This is a genomic window from Alicyclobacillus pomorum DSM 14955, from assembly GCF_000472905.1.
Taxonomy (GTDB): domain Bacteria; phylum Bacillota; class Bacilli; order Alicyclobacillales; family Alicyclobacillaceae; genus Alicyclobacillus_A; species Alicyclobacillus_A pomorum.
In genome coordinates, this window is record NZ_AXAR01000001.1 from 117,153 (window position 1) to 141,290 (window position 24,138).

26 protein-coding genes are annotated in these 24,138 nt (G+C 54.5%); 21 read left to right on the top strand and 5 right to left on the bottom strand.

The features are described 5' to 3' along the window. Positions 1 to 140: 140 nt before the first annotated feature. The 3 genes from YWK_RS21710 to YWK_RS0100500 form a co-directional block, all read right to left on the bottom strand. Positions 141 to 296: a hypothetical protein gene (locus tag YWK_RS21710; RefSeq protein ID WP_156908985.1), complete on the bottom strand. Its 156-nt coding sequence runs from the start codon at positions 294 to 296 to the stop codon at positions 141 to 143. Positions 297 to 361: 65 nt separating this feature from the next. Then, positions 362 to 505: a hypothetical protein gene (locus tag YWK_RS21715; protein ID WP_156908986.1), complete on the bottom strand. Its 144-nt coding sequence runs from the start codon at positions 503 to 505 to the stop codon at positions 362 to 364. 23 nt (positions 506 to 528) lie between these two features. Then, entirely contained in the window at positions 529 to 1,539 is a 1,011-nt protein-coding gene (locus YWK_RS0100500) for a hypothetical protein (RefSeq protein ID WP_156908987.1), read from the bottom strand. A 160-nt stretch (positions 1,540 to 1,699) separates the two neighbouring features. On the opposite strand from YWK_RS0100500, the gene YWK_RS0100505 reads away from it, so the two are divergent. Together YWK_RS0100505 and YWK_RS0100510 are read left to right on the top strand one after the other, a co-directional pair. Further along, positions 1,700 to 2,305 (top strand): YiiX/YebB-like N1pC/P60 family cysteine hydrolase, encoded by a 606-nt coding sequence (locus tag YWK_RS0100505; RefSeq protein ID WP_026963226.1) that lies wholly within the window; start codon positions 1,700 to 1,702, stop codon positions 2,303 to 2,305. Next, positions 2,302 to 2,772, top strand: a complete 471-nt coding sequence (locus YWK_RS0100510) for a hypothetical protein (RefSeq protein WP_026963227.1) — start codon at positions 2,302 to 2,304, stop codon at positions 2,770 to 2,772. The genes YWK_RS0100505 and YWK_RS0100510 overlap by 4 nt, the downstream gene beginning before the upstream one ends. Here YWK_RS0100510 and YWK_RS0100515 read toward each other — a convergent pair. Next, a complete protein-coding gene (locus tag YWK_RS0100515) occupies positions 2,766 to 3,674 on the bottom strand; it encodes a CPBP family intramembrane glutamic endopeptidase (RefSeq protein ID WP_026963228.1) in 909 nt (302 codons plus the stop codon). The two genes, YWK_RS0100510 and YWK_RS0100515, sit on opposite strands and share 7 nt — an antisense overlap. Positions 3,675 to 4,125: 451 nt before the next feature. Between YWK_RS0100515 and YWK_RS0100520 the strand changes: the two genes are divergently transcribed. The 14 genes from YWK_RS0100520 to YWK_RS0100585 all read left to right on the top strand — a co-directional run bounded on the left by YWK_RS0100520 (position 4,126) and on the right by YWK_RS0100585 (position 18,458). Then, positions 4,126 to 5,913, top strand: coding sequence for a peptide ABC transporter substrate-binding protein (locus tag YWK_RS0100520; RefSeq protein WP_026963229.1), 1,788 nt, complete (start codon positions 4,126 to 4,128; stop codon positions 5,911 to 5,913). A gap of 101 nt (positions 5,914 to 6,014) precedes the next feature. Next, complete coding sequence (locus YWK_RS0100525) at positions 6,015 to 6,980, top strand: ABC transporter permease (protein ID WP_026963230.1); 966 nt, start codon at positions 6,015 to 6,017, stop codon at positions 6,978 to 6,980. A gap of 12 nt (positions 6,981 to 6,992) precedes the next feature. Further along, on the top strand, positions 6,993 to 7,898 hold the full coding sequence (locus YWK_RS0100530; protein WP_211231360.1) for an ABC transporter permease: 906 nt from the start codon (positions 6,993 to 6,995) through the stop codon (positions 7,896 to 7,898). A 28-nt stretch (positions 7,899 to 7,926) separates the two neighbouring features. Next, positions 7,927 to 8,904: an ABC transporter ATP-binding protein gene (locus YWK_RS0100535; protein ID WP_026963232.1), complete on the top strand. Its 978-nt coding sequence runs from the start codon at positions 7,927 to 7,929 to the stop codon at positions 8,902 to 8,904. Then, complete coding sequence (locus YWK_RS0100540; RefSeq protein WP_245578462.1) at positions 8,901 to 9,905, top strand: oligopeptide/dipeptide ABC transporter ATP-binding protein; 1,005 nt, start codon at positions 8,901 to 8,903, stop codon at positions 9,903 to 9,905. The genes YWK_RS0100535 and YWK_RS0100540 overlap by 4 nt, the downstream gene beginning before the upstream one ends. A gap of 122 nt (positions 9,906 to 10,027) precedes the next feature. Next, on the top strand, positions 10,028 to 10,372 hold the full coding sequence (locus YWK_RS0100545) for a YojF family protein (RefSeq protein ID WP_026963234.1): 345 nt from the start codon (positions 10,028 to 10,030) through the stop codon (positions 10,370 to 10,372). A 15-nt stretch (positions 10,373 to 10,387) separates the two neighbouring features. Beyond that, positions 10,388 to 11,062 carry a bacillithiol biosynthesis deacetylase BshB2 gene (gene bshB2 / locus YWK_RS0100550; RefSeq protein WP_026963235.1) on the top strand — a complete coding sequence of 225 codons (675 nt, stop codon included), beginning with the start codon at positions 10,388 to 10,390 and terminating at the stop codon, positions 11,060 to 11,062. 280 nt (positions 11,063 to 11,342) lie between these two features. Continuing rightward, on the top strand, positions 11,343 to 12,335 hold the full coding sequence (locus YWK_RS0100555) for a LacI family DNA-binding transcriptional regulator (RefSeq protein WP_026963236.1): 993 nt from the start codon (positions 11,343 to 11,345) through the stop codon (positions 12,333 to 12,335). 80 nt (positions 12,336 to 12,415) lie between these two features. Continuing rightward, positions 12,416 to 12,808 carry a D-ribose pyranase gene (rbsD, locus tag YWK_RS0100560; protein ID WP_026963237.1) on the top strand — a complete coding sequence of 131 codons (393 nt, stop codon included), beginning with the start codon at positions 12,416 to 12,418 and terminating at the stop codon, positions 12,806 to 12,808. Positions 12,809 to 12,825: 17 nt separating this feature from the next. Continuing rightward, positions 12,826 to 14,316, top strand: coding sequence for a sugar ABC transporter ATP-binding protein (locus YWK_RS0100565; protein ID WP_026963238.1), 1,491 nt, complete (start codon positions 12,826 to 12,828; stop codon positions 14,314 to 14,316). After that, the gene (locus YWK_RS0100570; protein ID WP_026963239.1) at positions 14,316 to 15,248 is read left to right on the top strand and encodes an ABC transporter permease; all 933 of its coding nucleotides are present in this window, start codon (positions 14,316 to 14,318) and stop codon (positions 15,246 to 15,248) included. Before YWK_RS0100565 ends, YWK_RS0100570 begins: the two co-directional genes overlap by 1 nt. Before the next feature lie 97 nt (positions 15,249 to 15,345). Further along, positions 15,346 to 16,311 (top strand): substrate-binding domain-containing protein, encoded by a 966-nt coding sequence (locus tag YWK_RS0100575; RefSeq protein ID WP_026963240.1) that lies wholly within the window; start codon positions 15,346 to 15,348, stop codon positions 16,309 to 16,311. A gap of 54 nt (positions 16,312 to 16,365) precedes the next feature. Beyond that, positions 16,366 to 17,382 (top strand): ribokinase, encoded by a 1,017-nt coding sequence (locus YWK_RS0100580; RefSeq protein ID WP_026963241.1) that lies wholly within the window; start codon positions 16,366 to 16,368, stop codon positions 17,380 to 17,382. 167 nt (positions 17,383 to 17,549) lie between these two features. Then, complete coding sequence (locus tag YWK_RS0100585; protein WP_026963242.1) at positions 17,550 to 18,458, top strand: DMT family transporter; 909 nt, start codon at positions 17,550 to 17,552, stop codon at positions 18,456 to 18,458. Between the two features lie 177 nt (positions 18,459 to 18,635). On the opposite strand, the gene YWK_RS0100590 is transcribed toward YWK_RS0100585, so the two are convergent. Then, entirely contained in the window at positions 18,636 to 19,346 is a 711-nt protein-coding gene (locus YWK_RS0100590) for an iron-containing redox enzyme family protein (RefSeq protein ID WP_026963243.1), read from the bottom strand. Positions 19,347 to 19,530: 184 nt separating this feature from the next. Between YWK_RS0100590 and YWK_RS17635 the strand changes: the two genes are divergently transcribed. The 5 genes from YWK_RS17635 to YWK_RS0100615 all read left to right on the top strand — a co-directional run bounded on the left by YWK_RS17635 (position 19,531) and on the right by YWK_RS0100615 (position 24,065). Beyond that, complete coding sequence (locus YWK_RS17635) at positions 19,531 to 20,580, top strand: G1 family glutamic endopeptidase (RefSeq protein WP_051374830.1); 1,050 nt, start codon at positions 19,531 to 19,533, stop codon at positions 20,578 to 20,580. Positions 20,581 to 20,776: 196 nt separating this feature from the next. Continuing rightward, the gene (locus YWK_RS0100600) at positions 20,777 to 21,328 is read left to right on the top strand and encodes a cupin domain-containing protein (protein WP_026963244.1); all 552 of its coding nucleotides are present in this window, start codon (positions 20,777 to 20,779) and stop codon (positions 21,326 to 21,328) included. 150 nt (positions 21,329 to 21,478) lie between these two features. Beyond that, a complete protein-coding gene (locus tag YWK_RS0100605) occupies positions 21,479 to 22,354 on the top strand; it encodes an energy-coupling factor transporter ATPase (protein ID WP_035465650.1) in 876 nt (291 codons plus the stop codon). After that, entirely contained in the window at positions 22,351 to 23,220 is an 870-nt protein-coding gene (locus tag YWK_RS0100610) for an energy-coupling factor transporter ATPase (protein ID WP_026963246.1), read from the top strand. Before YWK_RS0100605 ends, YWK_RS0100610 begins: the two co-directional genes overlap by 4 nt. 5 nt (positions 23,221 to 23,225) lie before the next feature. Further along, complete coding sequence (locus YWK_RS0100615; protein WP_026963247.1) at positions 23,226 to 24,065, top strand: energy-coupling factor transporter transmembrane component T family protein; 840 nt, start codon at positions 23,226 to 23,228, stop codon at positions 24,063 to 24,065. Positions 24,066 to 24,138: the final 73 nt, after the last annotated feature.

A 24,138-nucleotide genomic window follows, 5' to 3' on the forward strand; every position in this document is an offset into this window, starting at 1 on the left:
TGGTGGCACTGACATGGCGTACGCCATTGCAGACCGACTTTGAAACACTCTGTGTCCATTTGATGCGGCACAGAGTGTTTCGTTTGTCATGTGAGGATGGTCATGCGACGCGACGCGTCACTCAACCATGGCTCCATGCACTATCGCCTTGCGAGACCAAACTGCCGTATGTATTCCCGCAGTGCATCCACCTGCGCCTTACTGGGCGGAGCAGGACAGTCGCGAGATTGGCGGCGTTTCTGCTCGGCCAAGACTCGCTCTGCAAATGCATCGGGCGCTCGCGTGAAGTGAAGCATAACGCCACCTCCAAATCCCATGTGTATGATGAAGGCGACCGGTTATGCTTGTCTGTGGGCAAACATCACGCGCGGGCCGCGTTGAGCATGGTTTTGACGTAGTCTTTGTAACTTTGAGAAGGGGACGTGTTGACTTCGCGTACCTTGCCTTCGACCGCCTTGACAATGGCCACGGCGGCTTTGGAATCTTTGTCCTTTACGATTAGCAACCCATCGTGCCTCCTTCCTCGGTCTATGATAGCACACCTTGTAAGTACGCGTGATAGGCAATGGCCAATTCTCGTTGCACAATCGTTTGATCTTCAAACATGGCAAGGCAGACCTGCCAGAAGTGCTCGTATTCGGACGGGCTGATAATCCTATCCCGGAAGAAGCTGGTCACGACATAGGCGTGGCCGAGCGCTTCCAACCGGTAGGCGATGGCGCATGCGCCTTGCTCCAGGTCTGCCCAGTAGAGACCGTCTTCGCCGTCCGCGGCCTTCAGCGTGAGGGCGTAGGCGCGGGGTTCCAGTTGGTCGTAGACCGGATCGAACACGTCTTCGACAGAAGTGAAATACATATCGGAATGGTCTTCAAATTTATAGTATAGCGCTCCCACCATGGACATCAGCGCGTGGTACACAAAATCTTCGTCATTGGGGTACTGGATGCGGAACTGCCGCAACACGTGACGCGATTCTTCGCGGTGTACTTCAATCAACGCCTGCGCGAAGCGGGCCTCGCTGCGCCACGCATCGTGGAGCAGTTGCTCTTGCTTTTGCAGGCCCACGTCGTACGTTTTCAGGGAATCTGGCAACAATCCCTGAATGAGCGGGAGCGATACGATGGACACCAGAATTTTGCCCATGGCCAAGCAGAGAATGATATAGAACGGAACGGCCAGTAAGACAGGGATTTCAACTTCGCCAAAGTGTGTAGTTTTTGGGTTTCGCGCGATGAACGCGCCGAACCAAACACAACCGGCGTTGAACAGCCACCACCCTATTCTATGCGTGAGACGTTCGTGAAGTCTGCGAAATGCGCCATAAGCAGACGCGACAAGCAGGAAAGCGACGACCCAGACCGTTGGTGCCAGCCAACTGGACGTTCGCGCAGCAGGATGGGAGATATCCAACACAAGGGCGCCAATGCCCAGCAGGATGACGACCACTGCGCCAAGAACCCCTGCGGAGGCAGCGCGGTGTTGGTAAAACGCGCGCATGAACTTCGTGCGGATCATCCAACCATCTCCTTGTACTTTCATCTTAGTCGCCCACGTCGGGCCTGTATACCGCAATCTACAATTCTGTCTACGATTCGCGCGCATGTTAGCCTTGGAAAAGGCACACACTCGGGGTAATGGCGCACGGTTGAGTGGGTAGGTTGAATGGGGTTGTCACATGCAGTGCAGGTGGATTCAGATAGTGAGTTTCGTAGGCATGTTGATGGTGATTGTGTCTCTTTCTTGGCATAGTGAGATTCTGCGACACGAGAGCCTGAGGCTCATGGAGGCGACGGCCTCCGAACTCGCACACGGTCACTTAACGGGTGTTTTTCCAGGGAGTCGATTTAGGGCCGATTTTAGCATTCTTGAACCTGGGGATATTTTGCTGTGTCACAATCCCCACGGCGGTTATGGGTATTGGACGCACGCCGTGTTATATGTCGGGGGCGGGCAAGCGGTGGATGCCTACGATTTTGAGCGAGGCACAGAACTGCGGCGTGTGGAGGCGTATCAAAAATACGCCGAGGTGGCGGTGCTGCGGGCAAAGATACCTAGAGAGAGGCGTGAGCACGTGGCACATTGGGCTCTGGCTGAAGTCGGGAAGCCGTACGATCCGCTTTCTGGCCTCACCGACACTCGCAGCCAATACTGCAGCAAACTCATTTGGCAGTTGTACGGCAAGGCTGGCGTGGAACTGAGCCCGGCACAGACATGGATTTTACCCGACCAACTCGCGCGGAGCGCGGCGTTGGCGTGGGTGGCCAAATGGTCCGTTTCACCAAGCGTAGGGAGGGATGTGTGGTGACCGCCCGACTGTGTTGGACTTATCTCATGCTTCTTATCTCGTCATTCCTGGCGATGGACCGAGTGGTCTGGCAACGATTGCTCGTCTCCATGTGGCTTGCGTACGTGCTACTGCTCTTCGTCCAGTCAGCTCGCCGCGGACTGTCGATGCGGCGAGCCGTGGCGGCGTCGGCTGCGTTGAATTTTCCGGGCATGGTTATGGCGGGGGCGAGCGTATGCTCACTTTGGGTGCCGAGCGCCGGCGGTTGGGCACCTGGTGCACTCGAGTTTTGGCTGCACCCTTTCATCCCCCTGCTGGAGCTGCTGCCGCCTGGAACAATGGCTGGTACTTCTGATCTGTACGATGTAGTGTGCTTGCTGCCGTTCCTGCTCCTGGGCGTGACTGTGGGCGTTTGGTTTCTCACGTTCCAACTGTCGCACAACGACGCAGGCCGGTCGAGCAGGGCGTCCGGAGACGACGGCTACTGATGTTCATGCGTGTTGGGTATCGCCATTTGCCACCCGCGCAGTGCGGGTCGTACGCTCCGCAACAGCAAACCAAACGTAGGAAACACCACAATCGCTAGGATGGCTGCAATGACCAACAAGTAGATTTGCAGGAAGTCAAACCCGTTGCTAATCGCCAGCAGGTCGTATACGTAGTGCAGGGCCACAGCGACCAGAAATCTCCGGGTGATGATGGCCGCCAGTGCCAACAACAGCCCCATTGTGCCAAGGACGATGTAAGACAATGACTTGTAGTGCGAGAATTCCTGGTAATGAGCCATCCCGAATACGAGTGAACTGATGAGGATGGCGAGGACGAATCCAGCGTTTCTCAACTTTCTGCTTCGTTCCCACTGCCTCCGAAATATCCACTTGACCAGCAGCAACACAGTGATAATCATCGACCACCGCCAGTACTCCTCGAGACATCCGAGAAATGCAATACCAGCGGCTCCCCAAATATTGACGTCGGAGAAGCCTATGTTCTGGTCGGATGAAAAGGATGGCAGAAGTTGATCAATCAGCGCTGAAAACCCGCCGGAGAGCGCCAGCCAAACGATGAAAAACGCGATGTATCGCGTGAAGGGCAGACACACGCGGTATAGCGCAACCTTCCACCTGGCCACGGATGAAGGGAGCGGTGACACGGGTTGGAGCTGGTTGTGTCCACTGCTTATCCGCCGCATGAAATCACAGGTTAAGAGGAATAGAGACGCGACAAACACGGCAAACAACATGACGGCCGGAGCTGGGTTTGAAGACTGCACGGAGTCTGGCAGGATGCTTGAAATGGCGATGTCGAACGCCAGAAATACAATGAAGACAATCCTCCAAATGGGAAGGTTTTCAACGAGTCGTTGCGGCATGTCGCGCCATAGTTTCATCTGGATCTTCCTTTGGTGTCCCTGCTTAGGGTGAAGTGCATGGTGAAACACATAGGTCAGCGATTTGCAAAATAACGACGAACACCTGGTTCAGCACAATATGGGGTGTTTCTGGCATTAGGGTACGAATCTGACAAGTTCGACACGGTGCTGGGATCTCCTGCCCCAGGGGCTCGAGGTCGGAGTAGAGACCATCCCGACGGGCATGGGTCAGATGCGTGCAAATTGAAATTTTCATCCTCCTCAAACGTGGTTTTCGGAGGATTTTTTTGCTCGATATAGAATTTTAAATTATCAGATAAATAGAATAGCAACAACTCCATTCACGATGACTACGGCACAGCCTGAACAAAACCACAGGGAATGCACATCACTTTCACCAATTGCTTGTTATCACTTCACAGGGTGTAACGAGACGTGGATGTCCAAGAGCAAAGAGGGGGAATCTCTAGTGAAGCGTCGTAGGGGGGCGTTTTCAGCAGGTCTATTGGCGACCGTAACACTCTTTGGGCTGGTTACTGGATGCTCGAGCGGCGGCGGTACATCCAATACGCCGACCGGGTCCGGCAACCAGACGGGTCAGTCGCCGAGCACGAGTTCCAAACCAGGCGAGTTCACCATGTTCTTCATTGATGATGGCCATGGATTCGATCCCGCGCTGTGGTCTCAAGAAGTCTATCAGGAGACTGCAGGAATTTACGAGGGTCTTGTGCACTTCGACCAGAACTACCAACCAACTGCAGGAGTGGCCCAATCGTGGGATGTGAACTCAGACAAAACAGTCTATACCTTCCATCTCCGCACGAATGCGAAATTTTCAAATGGTGACCCTGTGACGGCTCAGGACTTTGTTTTCAACCTTGGGCGAGCTGTGGACCCGAGTACATCGGTGAAAGAAAAAGCTGGACCGGTACCTATCAACAATCTCCCTATCGTCAATATCTTGGACGTACGGGCAGGCACGAAACCGACCAGTGCCCTTGGCGTGAAAGCGCTTGATGATCACACCTTGCAGATTACGCTCAGCCGTAGCGATCCGAACTTCCTGCGCGACCTCTGTCTACCGCAAGCCGGATGGGTGGTTCCGCTGGATCAAAAGGTTGTCGAAAACATGCAGCCGTCCGACTGGACAGATCCGTCAAAGATTGTGTCCAACGGACCGTATATGCTGAAGACCTACACTGCGAAGACGTCCGCTACCTTGGTGCCAAACCCTTACTATTGGGGCAAGGTCAGCCTGAAGAAGCTCACCTTCAGCTACTCAACGACGAACCAGCTCTTAGCGTTCAAAAACGGGGCTCTGGACGAAGCGTTGCTGCAGCCAGAAGATGTTCCTGCCGTGAATGCAGATCCGAACTTGAAACAGCAACTACACATGTGGGATACCTCCGTCCAGTACACCCTGATTCCGATGCCTTCGCAAAACAAGGCGCTGCAAAATCCAGATGTACGCAAGGCGTTTGAGATGGCCATCGACAAGGACACCATCTGCAACGGCGTGTTGAACGGAACTGGGACGCCGGCCTATGGGCCTTACACGCCTGCTTGGATTGACCCGTGGATCAAGGATGTCGCGGTTCCCTACAACGTCAAAGAGGCGCAGCAACTGATGGCGAAAGCAGGCTACCCGGGCGGTAAAGGGTTCCCGACAGTGGTGATTGAGGTCGGCACGACGACGGACCACGTCGCCGAGGCGATTCAACAGATGTGGGAGCAAAACTTAGGTGTCAACGTAAAGTTTGTCGGTGAGGAATACGGACAGTTCATCACCGACATGAAGAAACAGCTGCCAGCCAATGAAGTGGGTTGGGCCAACGACTCCCAAGGCGGGACGTACCCTCAACTCGGGTTGCCGCAAGGGATTGGCGATTGGCTCTTCCAACATGATGTCATGGAGGTAGGGTTCTTGCCTCCGAATCTGTATACCCAATGGTATCAACTGAATCAGAACCAGAGCATGGATCCTGCGGCGAAGCAACACCAGGAGGACGCCCTGTTTCAAAACAACCTCCCGTCCGACTATCTGAAGTGGGTACAGGAAGGCTATAACGCCTACAAGACCAACAACGCGCAAGAAATGCAGAAGTTTTACGAGGACGAGGTGAAAAACGTCTACACCATCCCGGTTTATACCCCGAAATACCCGGTTCTCATTCGCTCCAATGTGACCGGTTATGTACCTGACCACTTTGTCCTGTCGCTTGCGCCGATGTGGTTCAACTACATTCAAGCAAACTGAGGAGGCTCTCTCATCCCTAGTACAACAACGTCATCATACCTGGCAATCCCAGGGCCATCCCAGACGGGGTGGACCTGGGATTGGTCACGGGGGTGTCCTGAATGCTGAAATACGTGGTTCGACGCGTTTTGTACATGGTGATTGCGTTTCTGGCCGTCAGTCTCGTGACCTACTTTCTCATGAAGGCGGCTCCGGGAAGCTTTTTGGCTTTCAATCAGTTCCTCGGGGGAATCACGGCCGCTTCGATTAATCTCGGTGTTACGCAACAGCTGATGCAGGAGTTGGTCAAGGAGTATCACTTGAATAGCCCGTGGTATGTGCAGTGGTGGAGCTATGTCTGGAATTTTCTTAGTTTGCACATGGGGGCGTCGTTCGAGTACCCGAATACTCCGACGCTCTCTCTGATTCGGCAAACCTTTCCGATATCTGTCGGGCTGGCCCTGATGTCTATCACGGTAGCAACCGTGTTGTCCATCATAGCGGGGGTTGTGGCGGCGGTCAGGGAGAACACCTGGGTGGACCGTGGAACGATGCTGGTAGCCATCCTCGGGACTGCAATTCCTGCCTACGTCATTGCGGTGTTTCTGATGCTCGTTTTTGGCGTCTGGTTGCACTGGCTACCGGTGCTCGGGTTCAAGGGGATACAGTATTACGTCCTACCCGTTTTGTCCCTGGCGTTGCCGATGATTGGTTCCATGGGCCGCTATATGCGGAACAGCCTGATGGAGACGTTGCACTCGGAGTATATTGTGACCGTCTACGCAAAGGGAGGAAGTCTGAAGAACGTGGTTTTCGGACATGGTCTGCGCAATTCGCTCCTGCCCCTGATTACGGTGGTCGGCCCGCAGTTGGCCTCACTGATGATGGGGACTGTCTTTATTGAAAATATGTTTGGTATTCCAGGCATGGCACACCTGTTCACGACTGCCGCGTCCATGCGTGACTATCCCTTGATTATGGACTCCACATTACTCTACGCCCTCGTCATTATGGGTATGAACTTGATTGTTGACCTCGTCTACGGGTTCCTTGACCCGCGGATTCGGAAGACTGGGTATGCGGGATAGGGGGATAGCGCAATGGCATTGAAAATGGAAGAACTTGAAGACCGTCAGACGCGGACGTACCAGATACTCAGCCAGCGGCGTTCCACATTTGCGCTGCGGTGGTTTCGCTTTCGCAAAAACCGCTTGGCTGTGGTTGGACTGGTCCTGGTGGTGCTACTTGTCGTTGCAGCCGTGTTTGCACCGATTGTAGCGCCGTACTCGTATACAAAGCCTAATTTTCTCGAGACGTTCAAAGGACCGAGTGCGCGGCACTGGTTTGGGACAGACTCGCTCGGACGCGATGTTTTCAGCCGCGTGATCTGGGCTCTGCGCAGCGCCTGTATTGTCGGTTTCGGCGCGGAAGCCGTCGAACTGACGGTCGGTCTCATGATTGGCGCGCTTGCAGGCTATTTGGGCGGTCTCGTCGACAACATCCTCATGCGGATTGTAGACATCGTATATGCCTTTCCGAGCTTCTTGTTCAGCATTATCCTGGTGATGCTTCTCGGACATAACATCTGGGCCATCCTGATTGCAGTCTCCGCAACCAGCTGGGTCGGTATGGCCCGGGTGGTGCGCGGTCAGGTCATGCGGTTGAAACAGTCCGGGTTCATTGAAAGTGCCCGCAGCATGGGGGCTGGCAACTGGCGCATCATCCGGCGCTACTTGTTGCCGAACTCAATGGGCCCCGTTTTGGTCGCTGTCACCTTCGGGATTCCGGCCAACATGATGACCGAAGCCGGTCTGAGCGTCGTCGGCCTGGGGATTGAGCCACCGACGCCGGACCTGGGACAGATGATTATCGACGGGCAACAGGCGATGTTTTCATACCCGTATTTGATGTGGACCCCTGCACTGTTGTTCGCCATCACCCTCATCAGCTTTACTTTCGTCGGAGACGGGATGCGGGACGCTTTTGACATGAAGGGAAAGCGCTGATTTGACGCATTGGGAGGAGGGAGACTTGATGGACCACCCGGTCTTGCACGTCCGCGACCTGCACGTCCAGTTTGTGACGGACACCGGAACGGTGAATGCGGTGAACGGAGTGAACTTGCAGGTAAAACGAGGATCGACAGTGGGCATCGTCGGGGAAAGCGGCAGCGGCAAGAGCACTACTATGATGGCCGTGATGCGCTTGCTGTCTACGGGAGCCCGCATTGGTGGACAAGTAGACTTTCTGGGAGAGAACCTGCTTTCGCTGTCCAAAAAACAGATGCGGAAAATCCGCGGACACAGGATATCGATGATTTTCCAAAATCCTTCGACGTACCTAAACCCAACCAAAACGATTGGCAAGCAAATGATTGAACCACTGTTGTATCACCACCTCGCCTCACCGGCTGAAGCGCGTAGGCGTGCAGTTCAATTGTTGGGGGACATCGGGATTTCAAACCCCGAGAAGAGATTTGACAACTACCCGTTTGAGTTCAGCGGCGGGATGCTCCAGCGTATGATGATTGGGATGGCCTTGCTGTCTCGCCCTCACCTTCTGATTGCGGACGAACCGACAACGGCACTCGACGTGACGGTTCAGGCAGAGATTTTGTGGCTGCTGAAAAAACTGCAGCAGGAGACTGGTATGGCGATGGTTCTGGTGACGCACGACCTGGCAGTGGCCGCTCAGGTGTGTGACGAGATCTACGTCATGTACGGAGGAGAGATGGTAGAACATCTGCCTTCCGAGATGTTGCTGAAAAGTCAAGCTCATCCGTACCTACAGGGTCTGATTCAATCGATTCCAAAGCTCTCTGGAGAAAAGGGGCGTCTGCCGTACATTCCGGGCCAACCCTTAGGGGCGTCTGCCAATCGGCCGACAGGGTGTATTTTTGCGGATCGCTGTGCGTATCGGTTCGAGCGCTGTGCAGAGCGCCCACCGTTGTTGCAACTGGGAGAGCGACATGAAGTGGCCTGCTGGAAGGCTGGGGCGGAGGTGAGCGTATGACTGATGGAGCACCCAGAGCGAATCCGGTGCCGCTGGCAGAGCTGAAGCGCATGACGAAACGGTTCAGGTCTTCCGGACAGGAGGTCGTCGCTTGCCGCGACATCAACTTGCAAATCACGAAAGGGGAGAGCCTTGGCATCGTGGGCGAGAGCGGGAGTGGGAAATCAACACTCATTCGTATCCTTCAATTGCTCATCCCGCCCACTGAAGGCCAGGTCTACTTCGAAGGAACGGACCTCACTCGTCTATCCGCAAGGAGACTGCGGACGTTTCGGAAGAAGATACAGTTTGTCGCTCAGGACCCGTACGGATCACTGTTTCCAAACCTGACGATTGGCCAAAACATCGCGGAACCTCTGGAAATCCATGGGGTTGGAGATCGGCGGTCACGTCGGGAACTGGCGGCGGAGTTGATGGAGACGGTGGGCCTCTCACTGTACAACTTTCATTCTTTCCCGCATGAGCTCAGTGGCGGCCAACAACAACGCGTCGCCATCGCCAGGGCCTTGGCCTTGTACCCGCAGATGATTGTACTGGACGAAGCGGTGTCGAGTCTCGACGTGTCCATCCAAGCCCAGATCTTGAACCTATTGCAAGGCCTGAAAGAAGAGCGGGAACTTACGTATGTGTTTGTCTCGCACAATTTGGCTGTGATTCGCTTGATGTGCGAACAAACGGCCGTCATGTACTTGGGGCGGATTGTCGAGCAGGGAGAAACCGAGCGTCTGTTTACGGCGCCGTCGCATCCGTACACCAGGGCATTGATCAGCGCGATTCCAGCGTTCACTGAGGACGGAGTCACTCCGCTTGGGAAATCCGTCCAATTTGTGACAGGTGTCAGTGGGTCTAAGCAGGGCGGGCAGGGGTGCGCGTACCACCCGCGTTGCCCGTTTGCAACCAGTCGTTGTCGCGAAGAAACCCCGGAACTTCGGACCCTCGAGAGTGCTCATCAGGTGGCTTGTCACTACGCAGAGACGATGGCAGACTCCGTCCTTCAGTGAGGTGCACATAAATGGGTGTGCGTTTCCACAGAGGTGGCCGAACTTGCGCGAGACCGACATCATGCCGGATACTATGGATAGAATTGTGTCCTTTACAATGGCTTTGGTGGAGGAGGGTGAGTATGGGCCCGATTGCGAAAGACGAGGTGCAGAAAGCGATAGAGCGTTTCATCGGGAAGGACGTGTATCTACACCTGGAGACAACCAACGGGGCGTACGCAGCTCGTCAAGGTGCCATGGCGGTCTGCGCGTACATACGGAATGGAAAAGTGCAGTTTCACCGGGGTCTCATCACTGGCGACGGTCCGTATCGCGTCGGTTTGAAGATGGACAACGGGTGGATTTACGCAGAAGGATTAACGGATTATGAAATTGATGAACAAGGCAGGTTGCTGCTTGCTGGACATGACACGGAGGGACGGCTCGCGGTGGCATTGGAGTTGAGCGAGCAACCGTTCCCCATGTGACAGGAGGGATGAGTCATGGAACGCCACGTGCTGGCTGTGTACCCGCACCCGGACGATGAGACGTTCGGCAAAGCGGGTACGATTGCCCTGTACACCCGGGCGGGGACTCCCGTGACACTGATTTGCGGCACCCTGGGCCAAATGGGGAGGAATATGGGGAAGCCTTTCTTTGCAACCCGTGAAACGCTTCCCATCATCCGCGAGAAGGAATTGCGCGACGCCTGTTCGATTCTCGGCATCAAAGACCTACGCTTGCTGGGATTGCGCGATAAGACGGTCGAATTTGAAGATCCGGAAGAACTGGCCGACCGGATTTACGAGGTCATTCAGGAGGTAAATCCGTCCGTCATCATGACCTATTATCCTGGTTATGGCGTACATCCAGATCATAATGCCATGTCTGCTGCAACGGTCTTGGCGGTCAAGCGGTTGCCAAAAGAGAAACGGCCTGTGCTGCATTGTTCTCCGATTGTGGACAATCCACACGAGGTGTTTGGGCCGCCGGATGTCGTCTTTGATGTGACGCCGGTCCTGGACATCAAGATGGCGGCCATCAAAGCGCATCGCTCTCAGTCTGAAGTCATGATGGCGCGCTGGGAACGGGAAGCCGCACAAAGCCCGGAAGCCCGAAAACAATTCGAAGCGTTCATGAGTACGGAATCGTACTGGATTTACCCCATTGAAGATTGAACTCTGTTCACCCACCGCCCATAGGGCGGTTTTTTTGTGGTATGGTGCCGTGGGGTGTTGCGTGTTGCTTCGGCGCTTGTCAGAGGTGGTTCGTCGGAAGGGATGTACCACTTGCAAAGTACGAATCAAAATTTTCCTGGTCGGAAACGCCTACGCATCTATTGACACACAATGCTCATGTGCTACAATGCATGCATCTGGATGTGGTAACGTTTTCACAGCAGGTGCATCCACTAAAATTCAAAATATGAAAGCGTTTTTATTGCAAGGTGGAAGGCCTATGGCCACGATTAAAGATGTTGCACGATTGGCGAATGTGTCCGTTTCAACGGTATCGCGTGTTATTAATCAGAGCGGTTACGTGGGGAAAGAATTTTATGATCGCGTCGTTTGGGCGATGAAGGAGCTCAACTATCAGCCTAACGCGATTGCCAGAGGTCTCGTCAGTAGAAAGACCGCAACCATCGGTCTCATTGTTCCGGACGTGGCGAACCCGTTCTTCTCGGACGTCGCACGCGGGGTTGAGGATGAGGCGATTGCAAACGGTTACACCGTTATCTTGTGCAACACAGACTGGAACCTGCAACGTGAACAGATGTATGTCAACCTCCTGCAAGGAAAGTGGGTGGAAGGCATTGTTCTGGTGGGAAGTCGGACCCCGGAACACGAATTGGTCGGCCTGCTCAATGGACTTCCCATCATTTTGGCGGATCGGAAACCTACTCATTTGAAAAGCGGAGTGTGGACCGACAATGAAGGCGGAGCTTATCTCGCGACGAAACACCTGATTGAGATGGGGTGTCGGAAGATTGCCCATATTTCGGGTCCTGAGGATTCTCCATCGGCAACAGCAAGGCGAGCGGGATTTCGTCAAGCCATTGAAGAACAGGTTGGTGTGTACGGGACCGTCGCTCAAGGGGACTTTCGCTACGACGGTGGGTACGAAGCGGCCATTCAACTGCTCTCTGCAGAAGACGTCCCAGATGGTATATTCGCCGCGAACGACGTCATGGCCATCGCTGTTGTACAGGCCGCCAATCGGAAGGGGATTCGAATTCCGGAGGATGTTAAACTGGTCGGATACGACAACATCCCGATGTCAGAGTACGTCTACCCATCCATCACCACGGTCGAGCAACGAGGTTATGACATGGGACGCATGGCGTCGAAGATTCTCATTGCGCAGTTGGATGGGCGCGACGATGTGTCGCTTACAAAGGAATTTGAACCGACACTCCTCGTGCGACATTCTACTCGGCTCGATACACCGTAGTTGTGCCGTATGTGGTAACGTTTTCACATTACCCACCCACGGATTGACTGGGGTTCAACGGAGATAGGGGGCATTGCAACATGAAAGCGTCAGGCATCCTTCATGGAGATATCTCCGAGCTCGTTGCGCGATTGGGCCATGGGGATGAAATCGTGATTTCCGACTACGGACTTCCTGTTCCGCCAGGGGTTACGCAAATTGACCTTGCGGTGAAGACGGGGGTGCCATCGTTTCTCGACGTCCTGGAAACGGTGCTGTCCGAGTTGGTCGTAGAACACTGGGTGGTGGCCACGGAGTTACATGATACTCATCCAGACTTCCTTGCAAAGATCCAGCACCTGTTGAAACCGTTTCCGGAATTCCTGGCTCATGAGGATTTTAAGAAGCGATGTAAACAGGCAAAGGCCATCATTCGAACAGGTGAGTGGACGCCGTACGCCAATGTCATCTTGCGAGCAGGCGTCCCATTCTAGGACTGGGGGGTGAACCTGTGAGTGTGCTGGAGATGAAGGGGATTTCAAAATCGTTTGGCACGGTAAAGGTTCTGCAGGGCGTGGACCTGCGGCTTGAATCCGGGGAGGTGCTAGCCCTTCTTGGAGAGAACGGTGCCGGGAAATCCACTCTGATGAAGATCTTAACCGGAGTGTATGCTGCAGATGACGGACAAATTTTCATCGACGGAGAGCCTGTTCACATTCATCGCATTCAGGACAGTCGAGCGCTGGGCATCGAAATCATCCATCAGGAGTTGAGCCTCTTTCAAAATCTGTCTATCGCAGAGAATTTCCTGATTGGGCATGAAGAGAAGTATCGAAACACATTTGGTCTGGTGGACTACAAAAAGCTTCACCGTGAAGTGGCAGACGCCCTGCGGCGGGTAGGCTTGCAGCGTCCCACTTCGACGCTCGTTGGCAGTTTGGGCGTTGGTGAGCAGCAGCTGGTGGAAATCTCGCGTGCCCTCCAGTCCAATGTGCGGTTTCTTATCATGGACGAGCCTACCGCCGCATTGACGGAGGTCGAAACCGAACGCCTGTTTGAACTGATTCGACAGCTGCGCTCAAACGGTGTAGGCATCATCTACATCTCGCACCGGATGGAAGAGCTGTACCAAATTGCTGACAAAGTTGAGATCTTACGGGATGGACAGTTTATCGGCACACGGGTGATGGCGGAGGCACAGGAGCGCGAGCTGATCAGCATGATGGTCGGCCGCGATGTCGATAATCGTTATCCGCGGGTCCCCACTACGCCTGGGGAAACGCTGCTTGAAGTGAAAGGGCTTACGACGCAATACGTTCGGGACATCAACCTGACTGTCCGCGCTGGAGAGGTCGTTGGACTCGGCGGGCTCATGGGGGCCGGGCGGACCGAAGTTGCGCGGGCGCTGATGGGAATCGACAAAGTTACGCGTGGTGAGATTGTCTTCAAAGGAAAGCCACGGCGCTTTACATCTCCTCGTGAGGCTATTCGGGAAGGAATGGTATTTCTTACGGAGGATAGAAAAAGCGAAGGGCTCATTCTTCCGTTCAGCGTGCGGGAAAACCTGGCGCTGTCCACACTGGACCAGCGAAAACGCGCCGGACTGGTGAACCGACGTCTGGAAAAGGTGTTTGCGAGTGACATGGTCAAGCGGCTGCGTATTAAGGTGGCGAATCCCGAGCAAAGCGTTGGCAGCTTAAGTGGTGGCAACCAGCAAAAAGTCGTTCTTGGGAAGTGGCTTGCACATAATCCTGACCTGCTGATTCTAGATGAACCCACAAGAGGTGTCGACGTTGGGGCGAAGCAGGAAATATACCAACTGATCAATGAGATGACCGCAAGCGGCAAAGCCATTCTCATGATTTCCTCAGACTTGCCGGAGCTGCTGGGCATGTGCGACAGAGTGTACGTGATGTTCCAGGGCACCACGCAGGGTGAGGTGCGGGGAAGTGCCATGAACCAAGAGGACTTCATGACGCTGGCAACAGGAGGGGAGTTGTGATGGGGGATTTCATCCGTCGCTATCATTTAGGACCACTGATTGGATTTTTACTGCTATTCATCATTCTTTCAGTTGTATCGCCGCAGTTTATGACCTTCGGCAACCTCCGCAACGTGGCACTGCAGACTTCGGTGAACATGCTGTTGGCCGTCGGCATGACATTCGTCATCTTGACTTCTGGAATTGACTTGTCAGTCGGCTCCACGTTAGCGATGACAAGTTCGGTGGCAGCTGGATTGATGGTTACACATGTGCCCATCTGGATTGCTGTGGTGGTCGCTTTGGCCATTGGGCTGCTGGCCGGATTGTTCAATGGGATTTTTGTTGCCTACGCCGGTTTGGCGCCGTTTATTGTCACACTGGGAACGATGACGTTGTTCCGGGGGATTACAGAGATTTACACGCACGGAACACCCATTTTCAATCTCCCGGACAGTTTTGCTTGGTTGGGTACGGCTCAGCTTGCCGGGATTCCGGTCCCTGTCATCCTCACGGTGATCGTCTTGATTGTCGCCTGGGTGATTCTGGCGAAGTCCGTTCCCGGTCGTCGCATTTACGCGGTGGGCGGAAATGAACAGGTCGCATACCTCGCAGGGGTGCGCGTCAAAAAGTACTTATTGCTCGTGTACATGGTCAGCGGCTTTTTGGCGGCCGTCGCTGGCCTGGTGTTAACTTCGCGCCTAGGCTCAGCCGAACCGACAGCGGGTACTGGCTACGAACTGGATGCGATTACTGCCGTTGTCCTGGGTGGTACAAGTCTGTTCGGTGGTGAAGGGACACTGGTGGGGACCATCATTGGTGCAGCCATCTTAGGTGTCATTGACAACGGCCTCAACATCCTGAATGTGAACTCGTTTTGGCAGGACGCCGTCCGAGGCGCCATCATCCTCGTGGCGATTCTGTTGGACCGGAAAAAGACGACAACGATATAAAACCATGGGTTGTGGGGTTTGCAGACGCGTGCTCCTAAAACTCGCGATTCTGCTCAAAATACAAAGGATTTGTATATGAAGAAGGGAGTCATTTGAGATGAACAAATGGAAAGTCGCAGTAGCTTCTGTACTCGCCGTTGGCGTATTGGCAGGTTGCGGGACGAGTGGAAACACATCAAGTGTCAACACGAGTAGCGGAAATTCGACGGGTGGATCTAGCAGTGGAAACGTGACGATTGGGTTTGCCGTGTCCACCTTGAACAATCCGTTCTTCGTTGCCATGCGCGATGGTGTCCAACAAGAAGCGCAAAGGAAAGGCGTGAAGGTCGTTGTGATGAATGGCAACAACGATCCGTCCACTCAACTCAACCAGGTTCAGGACCTCATTCAGCAGAAGGTCAGTGCCATTCTGCTGAATCCGACGGACAGTGAAGGGTTGGCACAAGCGGTGAAGATGGCCAACGATGCACACATTCCCGTGATTACACTGGATCGGAGTGTATCCAGTGGTAAAGTCTCCACATTTATCGCATCGGACAGTGTGCAGGCTGGTAAGATGGCGGCCGACGAAATCATCAAAGCGCTCGGCGGCAAGGGTCAAGTCGTGGAGTTGCAGGGCGTCATCGGTACCTCGGCGGAACGAGACAGAGAAAAGGGATTTGATGAAGAAATCAAGACCGCGCCGAACATCCAAGTTGTGGCGAAGCAAGCGGCAGATTTTGACCGCAGCAAGGCACTGAACGTGATGCAGAACCTCTTGCAGGCACATCCAAACGTTCAGGGCGTGTTCGCTCAGAACGATGAAATGGCACTCGGAGCTCTGGCAGCCGCCCAACAGGCGAACAAATCGGGTATCAAAATTGTGGGCATCGACGGAGAATCAGAAGCAGTGAACGACGTCAACAAGGGCCTGCTGTTTGCTGACATTGCGCAACAGCCAAAGAGCGAAGGGGCGCTTGGCGTCGATTACGCCCTGAAGGTCATCGCAGGATCTAGTGTGCCGGCGACTGTGCCGTCTCCGCTGCACCTCGTTGAGAAGGGCTCCACATTTAAGGGATTCTAATCCCATGGGGTCCGATGTGGCACATCCGCCAATCGGTGAAGGGAGGGCCAAGGGATGACGTGCACGCTGGTGGCGGGAAGTATCAATATGGATGTGGTGAACCGTGTGCGTGTTCACCCGAAGCCAGGTGAAACGGTTCCAGGCCTCGGCTTATCGTATAACCCGGGCGGGAAAGGTGCAAACCAGGCTGTGGCTGTGGCTCGCAATGGTGGTACGGTCCGCATGTTGGCGGCAGTTGGTGACGACACGTTTTCCACGACGCTGTTGAGCCATCTCGCGACGGAGGGGATTGACACCTCCTGGATTGAACGGGTTTCCGGCCCGGCCGGGATGGCGTTCATCACGGTGGACGGTGACGGTGAAAATACCATCATTGTCGAGGGAGGGGCCAATGCTCAACTCTCTGTTGCCCACGTAGACGCGGCAGTACGTGCGGGCGTCCTCGATGGGGTCGGCACGCTGGTGGTGCAGAACGAGGTGCCTTCTACCGTGACATTGCACGTGATGCAGGTGGCGAAAAAGGCCGGGGCGTGGGTGGTTTTTAATCCTGCTCCCGTCACTGGTGTCACGTTGAAGTGGCTCCGGGACGTGGACATTGTTGTGGTCAATGAAACGGAAGCCGAAGCGTTATCCGGTGTTTCATATGCTGACGCGCAAGACGTCTTGGACTGGGTGGCACGTGTCATCCAAGTATTTCTCGACGCCGGCGCTCAGTCTGCTGTGGTCACCTTGGGCGGCCAAGGATCCGTATACGGGACGCGTGTCTCGCAATGGGCGGAAGGCGTATCTGACCGTTCCGTCAGGGTTGGGCAGGAGACCTTCAAAAGAAACGGGCTATGCCTTGTGAGACAGCCGGCCTTTTCAGTACCGGTCGTGGATACGACGGCCGCAGGGGACACATTTGTAGGAGCCTTGACGGCTGAGCATTCAAGGACCGGGGATATTGCGTGGTCACTGCAGTATGCGTCGGCTGCAGCAGCACTGGCTGTCACGAAGTCTGGCGCGCAGACGTCTGTACCCACCAAGGAAGAGGTCTTGGCATTTTTGGACACACGGTGTAAATCCCAGTGATGTGTGTATATTCGTCTAAAAACCAGCCGTGACTGTGGGGAGTGCCCAACCGGCTGGTTTTTTGCGCTTTCGAAGCTTCCTCTTGAACCGCATATGGAACACTGGCGTCTAACTGCGGACAGCCCATCATACATTGTTATGAACGGATTGTCCAAAGGAGGATGCTCATGCCTGGAGAAGTGACTGCACTCCTGTGTGCACTCTGTTACTCGTTGACCTACATCTTCCTCCACAAGGCGCAGGCCGATGGTGAGACCATCGATGACGGATTGCTTCCGGTGCTTGGTGTAAGTTCCGCAACGTTAGCTGCGGCCCTGGGGTTGCATTACGCCTCGTCTGCCACAGAGTTACACCGGTTGAGCAGCATCGGGTTCGCACCCATCCTCTATTGTGCGACAAGTGCATTGTTTGCGACGTTTCTCGGACGGTTTTGCTTGTACGCTGCCATTAGCCAACTCGGGGCCACACGCGGCGTTGTCATCAAGTCATTGGCGCCTGCCGTAACGGTGTTGGTGGCGGTGCTCTGGTTGGGTGAAATTCCCCATCCGCGAGATTGGCTGGGGTTTGCCCTGTTGGCAGGAAGTATTCTTCTGCTGACGCTGGAACGCATACGGACCGAGGACGAATCTATCGTCCGGGGCGTGACCACCCGTGGACTTGCACTGGCCTTCGCAGCCGCAGGGTTGCAAGGAACTGGCCACATTATGCGTAAACTTGCGGTGACCAGTACGCTTCCACCGCTGTTTGGCGCAACGCTCGAAGTGGTTTTTGCACTCTTGTATTACACCGTATACCTCATCTGGTCAGGAAAGTTCAGACAGTACACGGCCTTCTATGTGAAGAGTCGCAGTTTGTACTTGCTTGCAGCGGGTGTGGCGTCCTCTGCAGCCGTACAGCTCTTTTTCACCGCTTCGCAGACGGCACCGGTGTCCGCGGTGGCGGTTCTGGTCGGCCTGCAGCCCGTGCTCGTCGTCCTCATCTCCAGCGTGTTTTTCCGGGGACTGGAGCGCATGACCTGGATGACGTACGTCTACGTCCTTTGTATGGTCGTCGGCGTTTCGTTCATTGTGGTGTGACGAGGGTGTCATTCATGCGTCGAATGAACAACCCGCACGCGCTTCGTTTTGTGGAAGTTTGCGGAAAGATATCCCTCCTCTCTTTGACCGAATCGCAAAGTGTGACGCAGCGCATAACTCCATAGGGTGATTTTCCCACACGGACATTCGTGCTGTTTTCCCCAGAATGGCGATTCCTTACGACAAGCTCAGCATTTCGTCGTGCAGGCGGGCGTACATCCGTGCCTCTGATTTTGCGATTTGCGCACCGACCGAATACATGGTGTCCAAGTCCTTCGGCTCGGTGAACTGAACGAGAATGTCTTTGCAAAGCTGATAGTGGTGCGGTTCGTGTTCGTCCGCGTGAACCTCCCAGAACAGAAGGTTGAGCGGCCGCTCTTGATAGGCTGGATGCTTCAGCCCATCGGCAATTGCACCCATGACGGTCCCTGCAAACATTTCTGAGCCCAGCCCGACCGCCGCCATGGCCTCAAGTGGCGTTGCCGACCGGAAAAAGTCAATGAACGTTTGTATCGCGTCGGATACGGCTGAAGACATCGGTTCGCGCGGCATGCCGTTGCCGTCCAATTCGACGTCTGGATACACGGACAACAGGAAGGTCTTATACAATTGCTCGTGAGACTTGCCAGGTGCGCCTCGTCCCGCCTCGTCCCATAGGTTATCTGCCAATGGGACCCACCACGTGTCCAGCGGCGCCATCGCAGAGATGGCTGCGCCCAGCACGCGTGGGAAGTGTCGGCTGTAATACGAATATTGCAGTGCAAAATACTGAATCTGCCGCATTGTGTAGCGTCCATTGCGCAGATGGGTGAGAAACGCCGCGTTGATAAATTCCTCGTCTACAAGTTTGTTCATGGCTTCTTCCACTTCAACGTACGTCTGAAACATCGTTTTCCTCCTCGCTTGCTTGGTCTGAGTCTCCCTCATCTTACTTTCATCATGGATAGTCTACCAAACGGCGCATCCACATTTTTTCCACATCATCTACACAACGCCTTCAAAACGGTGTGAGAGAATGAGTAGTAGAAATGATAGAATCTGTTCATAGAATCCACCGTAAGGAGGCCGGGTTATGAGAAAGTTGACCACTCCCCAAGCTGCAGCACTGTTGCTGTGCATGGGCATAGGCGGGTATGCGTTTCTGCACGGACTTCCAACCACACCGGTCAATGATAACCAGACATCGACAGAATATAAGTTGTCTACAAACCATTGGCATAGACAAGTCGATGTCCAACCAGTACCGACATCCACCGCTTCGCTCACTCCGACGCGAAGGACTGTGCCACAGTCTTCGGCGACGCCAGTGCAAGACGTCAGCCTGACCGTACCGCAAGAAACCCAGGGCTCTGGAAACTGGGCGGGCTACATCGTGTCGCCCAAGTCGTCCAGTCACAGATATACCAGCGTGTCTGGCAGCTGGACCGTACCTAACATTACGGGCAACGCGCAATCGATTGCCGCGCAGTGGATAGGTCTCGGAGGTGTGTCCTCCACGGACTTGTTGCAAATGGGAACGCTGGAGCAGTTTGAGAACGGTCGACCTGTCGCAGAAGTCTTCTGGGAGAAGTTGCCCGCTGCCGCGCAGGAAGTGATGACGGTGCCGTTTGGATCGACCATACATGCAAGTATATCAAAAGCGTCCGGGTCAACTTGGAATATTGCGTTTACTGCGCACACGCCGGCTGGGCAAACGCTGAGCAAGACGATTCCAGTCAAGTTGGACGCGACGTACGCGAAGAACATCGGAACGTCCGCGGAGTGGATCAACGAAGATCCCTCGGACGACAATGGCAACCTGTACCCGCTGGCGAATACCGGAGAAGTCCAATTTAACTCGACTTTAGTAGACGGACATGCGCTGAACAATGCTGAGAATGAGGTTCAGCCGGTGGCTCTGGTATCGGATACTGGCCGCGTACTGATGGTTCCTTCTGCCTTAGCGTCAAATGGTGAGTCGTTCACCACAGCCACTGTGAGTACGAATACCGGGTACGGTCGCAATCGCATGTCACACCGGGCTTGGGGACATTGGCAAGCCCAGGGCTGGGGCAATGACACCGATTACAGTGTTGGGTACTCGTACGTGGCCCGTGAGGGTTTTGGTTCTCACTGGCGATAATCGATGACACGCTGTGACAAAATCGGCCTTTGCGCATGGCTGTAAAATATTTTTACGTGCTAAGAACCACCAGTATTGGTGGTTCGTTTGTCTTTGATTGGATTTTGTTCGGGCGATACAGAAGGGTACAATATCGTGGTGGCGCTCCACATGCGTGGTGCGTTTCTATCAGGTGTTCGGAAGGAAGACTGGTACGGTGACACGTTTGAATGCGGAGTATTGGATTTCAAAGCTGAACCTGATTCCTCATCCTGAAGGTGGGTATTATCGGCGGACGTATCAGTGTGCCGAGAAAATTTCTGACAAAGAACTGTCGGTCGAGTTTTCGGATCAGCGCATGCTTGCAACAAGCATCTATTTTCTCTTGACGGTCGACGAGGTATCCAATTTTCATCGGCTCAAGTCGGACGAAATCTGGTATTTCCACGCCGGGGCGCCATTGACGGTGTATGTGATTCACGAAAACGGGGCGCTCGAAGAGATGCACCTTGGACTCGACCTTGAAAAAGGTCAGGTTCCGCAAGTTACGGTTCCCAAAGGGACGATTTTTGGATCGAAACTCATGGCGCTGGACGAGCAGACGGAGGACGACTACGCCCTGGTCAGCTGTATGGTCACGCCCGGGTTTGATTACCGAGATTTTGAATTGTTTTCTCGGAGCGAACTCCTTGCGATGTATCCCCAACACGAAGACATCATCTTGGAGCTGACTCGCGAAACATCGGACGTCCCCTTTGTCACAAGCTGAGGGTGTGTCAGAATGATATGATACGAGTATAGACGCTGGGTCATATGGCCCAGCTTATGGATATTGCGCAGGCAGCGTCATTCCTGGCATAGGCCGTGGCGAGCCTGACGACAGGCGTGGATGTGGAAGTCGATGGAGGCCGGTGTGTATATGTCTGATGAACGAGAACCGCTGATCCGCGTCGAACACGTTTCCTTCGGATATACCATGAACGACAAGCGGACTCTCCCTGTGCTTCGGGACATTTCCTTTGAGGTGCGTCGTGGAGAGTATTTGGCCATCATTGGCCATAACGGATCCGGCAAATCCACGCTGGCCAAACATCTGAATGGCCTGTTGGTGCCACAACAGGGAAACGTGTGGGTCGCGGGGATGAACACGAAAGATAAGGGCTTGCGAAAAGAGATTCGCAAGTGCGTTGGCATGGTGTTTCAACATCCGGACAACCAAATCGTGGCCACCATCGTGGAAGACGACGTGGCGTTCGGCTTGGAAAACATCGGAGTGCCAGCAGACGAGATGCGGCAAAGAGTGGATGAGGCGTTGCAGATGGTTGGCATGTTCGCATTTCGCCACCGACCACCGCATCATCTTTCCGGAGGTCAAAAACAGCGCATTGCCATTTCCGGCATTCTGGCGATGCGGCCAGCGTGTATTGTCCTTGACGAGGCCACAAGTATGCTGGACAGCTACGGTCGGCAGGACATTCTCCGCGTCATGCGCGCTCTGCACCAACAAGGCATGACGATTGTCACTGTCACGCACCACATGTCCGAGGTGGTGGAGGCGGATCGGGTCATTGTCATGGAAGCGGGCCGCATTGTCATGGAGGGCACACCGCGCGATGTGTTTCAGCAACAGGAGCGGCTCCATGAACTACAACTGGACATTCCCGACGCGAGTCGAATTTCGCAGGCGGTACATCGCGTGGTGCCAGCGTTTTCAGGGACGTTGATCCGCACGGACGAGGTCGTTGAAGAAGTCGAGAACATGCACCTTCGGACATTGGAGGTGCATGGCGGATGACAGACTCCATCATCCTCGTCGAGGACCTGGACCACGTGTACATGAAGAATACGCCGCTTGAGCACCAGGCACTGTACAGCGTGAACATGACGGTTGCAAGAGGAGAGTGTGTCGCCATCATTGGCCACACAGGGTCTGGGAAATCTACGTTGATTCAGCACTTGAACGGGCTGCAGAGACCGCAGAAAGGGCGCGTGGTCATTGACGGCCTGGACCTTTCGCAGCGCAAATTGGATGTTCGGGCGCTCCGTCGAAAGGTGGGCCTGGTGTTTCAAAATCCAGAGGATCAGATTTTTGAGAAATTGGTCGGAGACGACATCGCTTACGGTCCGTTGAAACAGGGACTGTCCATCAAAGAGGTGACGGAGCGGGCAAAATGGGCCATGGAAGTGGTCGGGTTGTCGTTTGCGGACATGAAAGACAGAGAGACGTTCGCGCTGAGTGGCGGGGAGAAACGGAAGGTTGCGTTGGCGGGTGTTCTTGCCCTGCGCCCCGAAATTCTCGTCTTGGACGAGCCGACAGCCGGTCTCGATCCGTGCTCGCGCAAGGACCTGCTGGAGCGCATCCGGTACCTCAATCAGTCCGAGAATCTCACGGTGGTATTTGTCTCTCACAATATGGAAGAGGTGGCCTACCTCGCCCACCGCGTGTATGTCATGGCGAACGGGCGCGTCGTTTGCGAAGGCACACCGCGGCATGTGTTTGGCAATGCAGACATCCTGCACAAATACCACATCGGTATGCCGGAGACGGTGGAGATTTTGCACCGGTTGAAGCGAAAAGGATACGCAGTCAACCCGGAAGCGTACGAGGTTCAGGAGACTGTGCAAGAGATACTATCGATTCTGCCGGCTGCGGGGAGGTGAGCTCGTTGGCATCTTCATTCGAACTGACACGAAACATTACGGTTGGACAGTACCTACCGACTGGCTCCATCATCCATCGACTCGATCCCCGCTGTAAACTGGCGGCATTTGTCATCCTCATTCTCGGTATCGCATTCTGCGGCACCTACGGCTCCAACGTGTTGGCCCTTATTTTGTGTACAGCATTGTTTCCGCTCGCCCGTATTCCCATTCGCTATGGGCTGTCCGGGGTGAAGCCTGCCATTCCATTCATTCTCATCCTCGCGATTCTGCAGCTGCTGTTTTACGGAAAAGGATTCGGAACCGGCGGGCAAACCTACTTCCACTATGGATTTGTGACCATTACGAGCGACAGCTTGCGGCTGGTCGTGGTGTCGGCGATGCGGTTTGTCGAAGTGATTTTCCTATCCAGCGTACTCACGCTCAGCACCTCGACGACCGAATTGACGCACGGCATGGAACACTTGTTGATGCCGCTTCGCAAGGTCGGGTTCCCAGTTCATGCGTTCGCGTTAATCATCACGATTGCCGTGCGCTTTGTCCCGACGTTTGCCCTCGAAATGGAGAAGATGATGAAAGCGCAAGCCTCCAGAGGCGCAGAATTTGGAACGGGTAGCTGGTGGAGAATTGTCCAGCGCACCAAAGATATGTTTCCCATCATCATCCCACTGTTCAACGTCGCCCTGAAACGAGCCGAAGACTTGATTTTGGCGATGGAGGCAAGGTGCTACACACCGACGGATGAACGTACCACCTACAAACGGTACCATGCGTCAGCAAAAGATGTCTTTGCAGTGGTGACCAGCCTAGTCATTGTGGCTGTGCTGTTCGCCATCCCTGTGTAAATCCGCAAAATGAGCGAGTGCGGAGTGGGAATCTGCCACAGGGGATTCCAATACACGTGAGAAACATGGAGGA

Excerpts from the sequence above, each read along its gene's own strand:
- YWK_RS0100540 (WP_245578462.1), top strand. The coding sequence starts at position 8,901 with ATGACTGATGGAGCACCCAGAGCGAATCCGGTGCCGCTGGCAGAGCTG.
- bshB2 (WP_026963235.1), top strand. The coding sequence starts at position 10,388 with ATGGAACGCCACGTGCTGGCTGTGTACCCGCACCCGGACGATGAGACG.
- YWK_RS0100605 (WP_035465650.1), top strand. The coding sequence starts at position 21,479 with ATGTCTGATGAACGAGAACCGCTGATCCGCGTCGAACACGTTTCCTTC.
- YWK_RS0100590 (WP_026963243.1), bottom strand. The coding sequence starts at position 19,346 with ATGTTTCAGACGTACGTTGAAGTGGAAGAAGCCATGAACAAACTTGTA.
- YWK_RS0100525 (WP_026963230.1), top strand. The coding sequence starts at position 6,015 with ATGCTGAAATACGTGGTTCGACGCGTTTTGTACATGGTGATTGCGTTT.
- YWK_RS0100500 (WP_156908987.1), bottom strand. The coding sequence starts at position 1,539 with ATGAAAGTACAAGGAGATGGTTGGATGATCCGCACGAAGTTCATGCGC.
- rbsD (WP_026963237.1), top strand. The coding sequence starts at position 12,416 with ATGAAAGCGTCAGGCATCCTTCATGGAGATATCTCCGAGCTCGTTGCG.
- YWK_RS0100545 (WP_026963234.1), top strand. The coding sequence starts at position 10,028 with ATGGGCCCGATTGCGAAAGACGAGGTGCAGAAAGCGATAGAGCGTTTC.
- YWK_RS0100610 (WP_026963246.1), top strand. The coding sequence starts at position 22,351 with ATGACAGACTCCATCATCCTCGTCGAGGACCTGGACCACGTGTACATG.
- YWK_RS0100530 (WP_211231360.1), top strand. The coding sequence starts at position 6,993 with ATGGCATTGAAAATGGAAGAACTTGAAGACCGTCAGACGCGGACGTAC.
- YWK_RS0100585 (WP_026963242.1), top strand. The coding sequence starts at position 17,550 with ATGCCTGGAGAAGTGACTGCACTCCTGTGTGCACTCTGTTACTCGTTG.
- YWK_RS17635 (WP_051374830.1), top strand. The coding sequence starts at position 19,531 with ATGAGAAAGTTGACCACTCCCCAAGCTGCAGCACTGTTGCTGTGCATG.
- YWK_RS0100580 (WP_026963241.1), top strand. The coding sequence starts at position 16,366 with ATGACGTGCACGCTGGTGGCGGGAAGTATCAATATGGATGTGGTGAAC.
- YWK_RS0100535 (WP_026963232.1), top strand. The coding sequence starts at position 7,927 with ATGGACCACCCGGTCTTGCACGTCCGCGACCTGCACGTCCAGTTTGTG.
- YWK_RS0100515 (WP_026963228.1), bottom strand. The coding sequence starts at position 3,674 with ATGAAACTATGGCGCGACATGCCGCAACGACTCGTTGAAAACCTTCCC.
- YWK_RS0100575 (WP_026963240.1), top strand. The coding sequence starts at position 15,346 with ATGAACAAATGGAAAGTCGCAGTAGCTTCTGTACTCGCCGTTGGCGTA.
- YWK_RS0100570 (WP_026963239.1), top strand. The coding sequence starts at position 14,316 with ATGGGGGATTTCATCCGTCGCTATCATTTAGGACCACTGATTGGATTT.
- YWK_RS21710 (WP_156908985.1), bottom strand. The coding sequence starts at position 296 with ATGCTTCACTTCACGCGAGCGCCCGATGCATTTGCAGAGCGAGTCTTG.
- YWK_RS0100555 (WP_026963236.1), top strand. The coding sequence starts at position 11,343 with ATGGCCACGATTAAAGATGTTGCACGATTGGCGAATGTGTCCGTTTCA.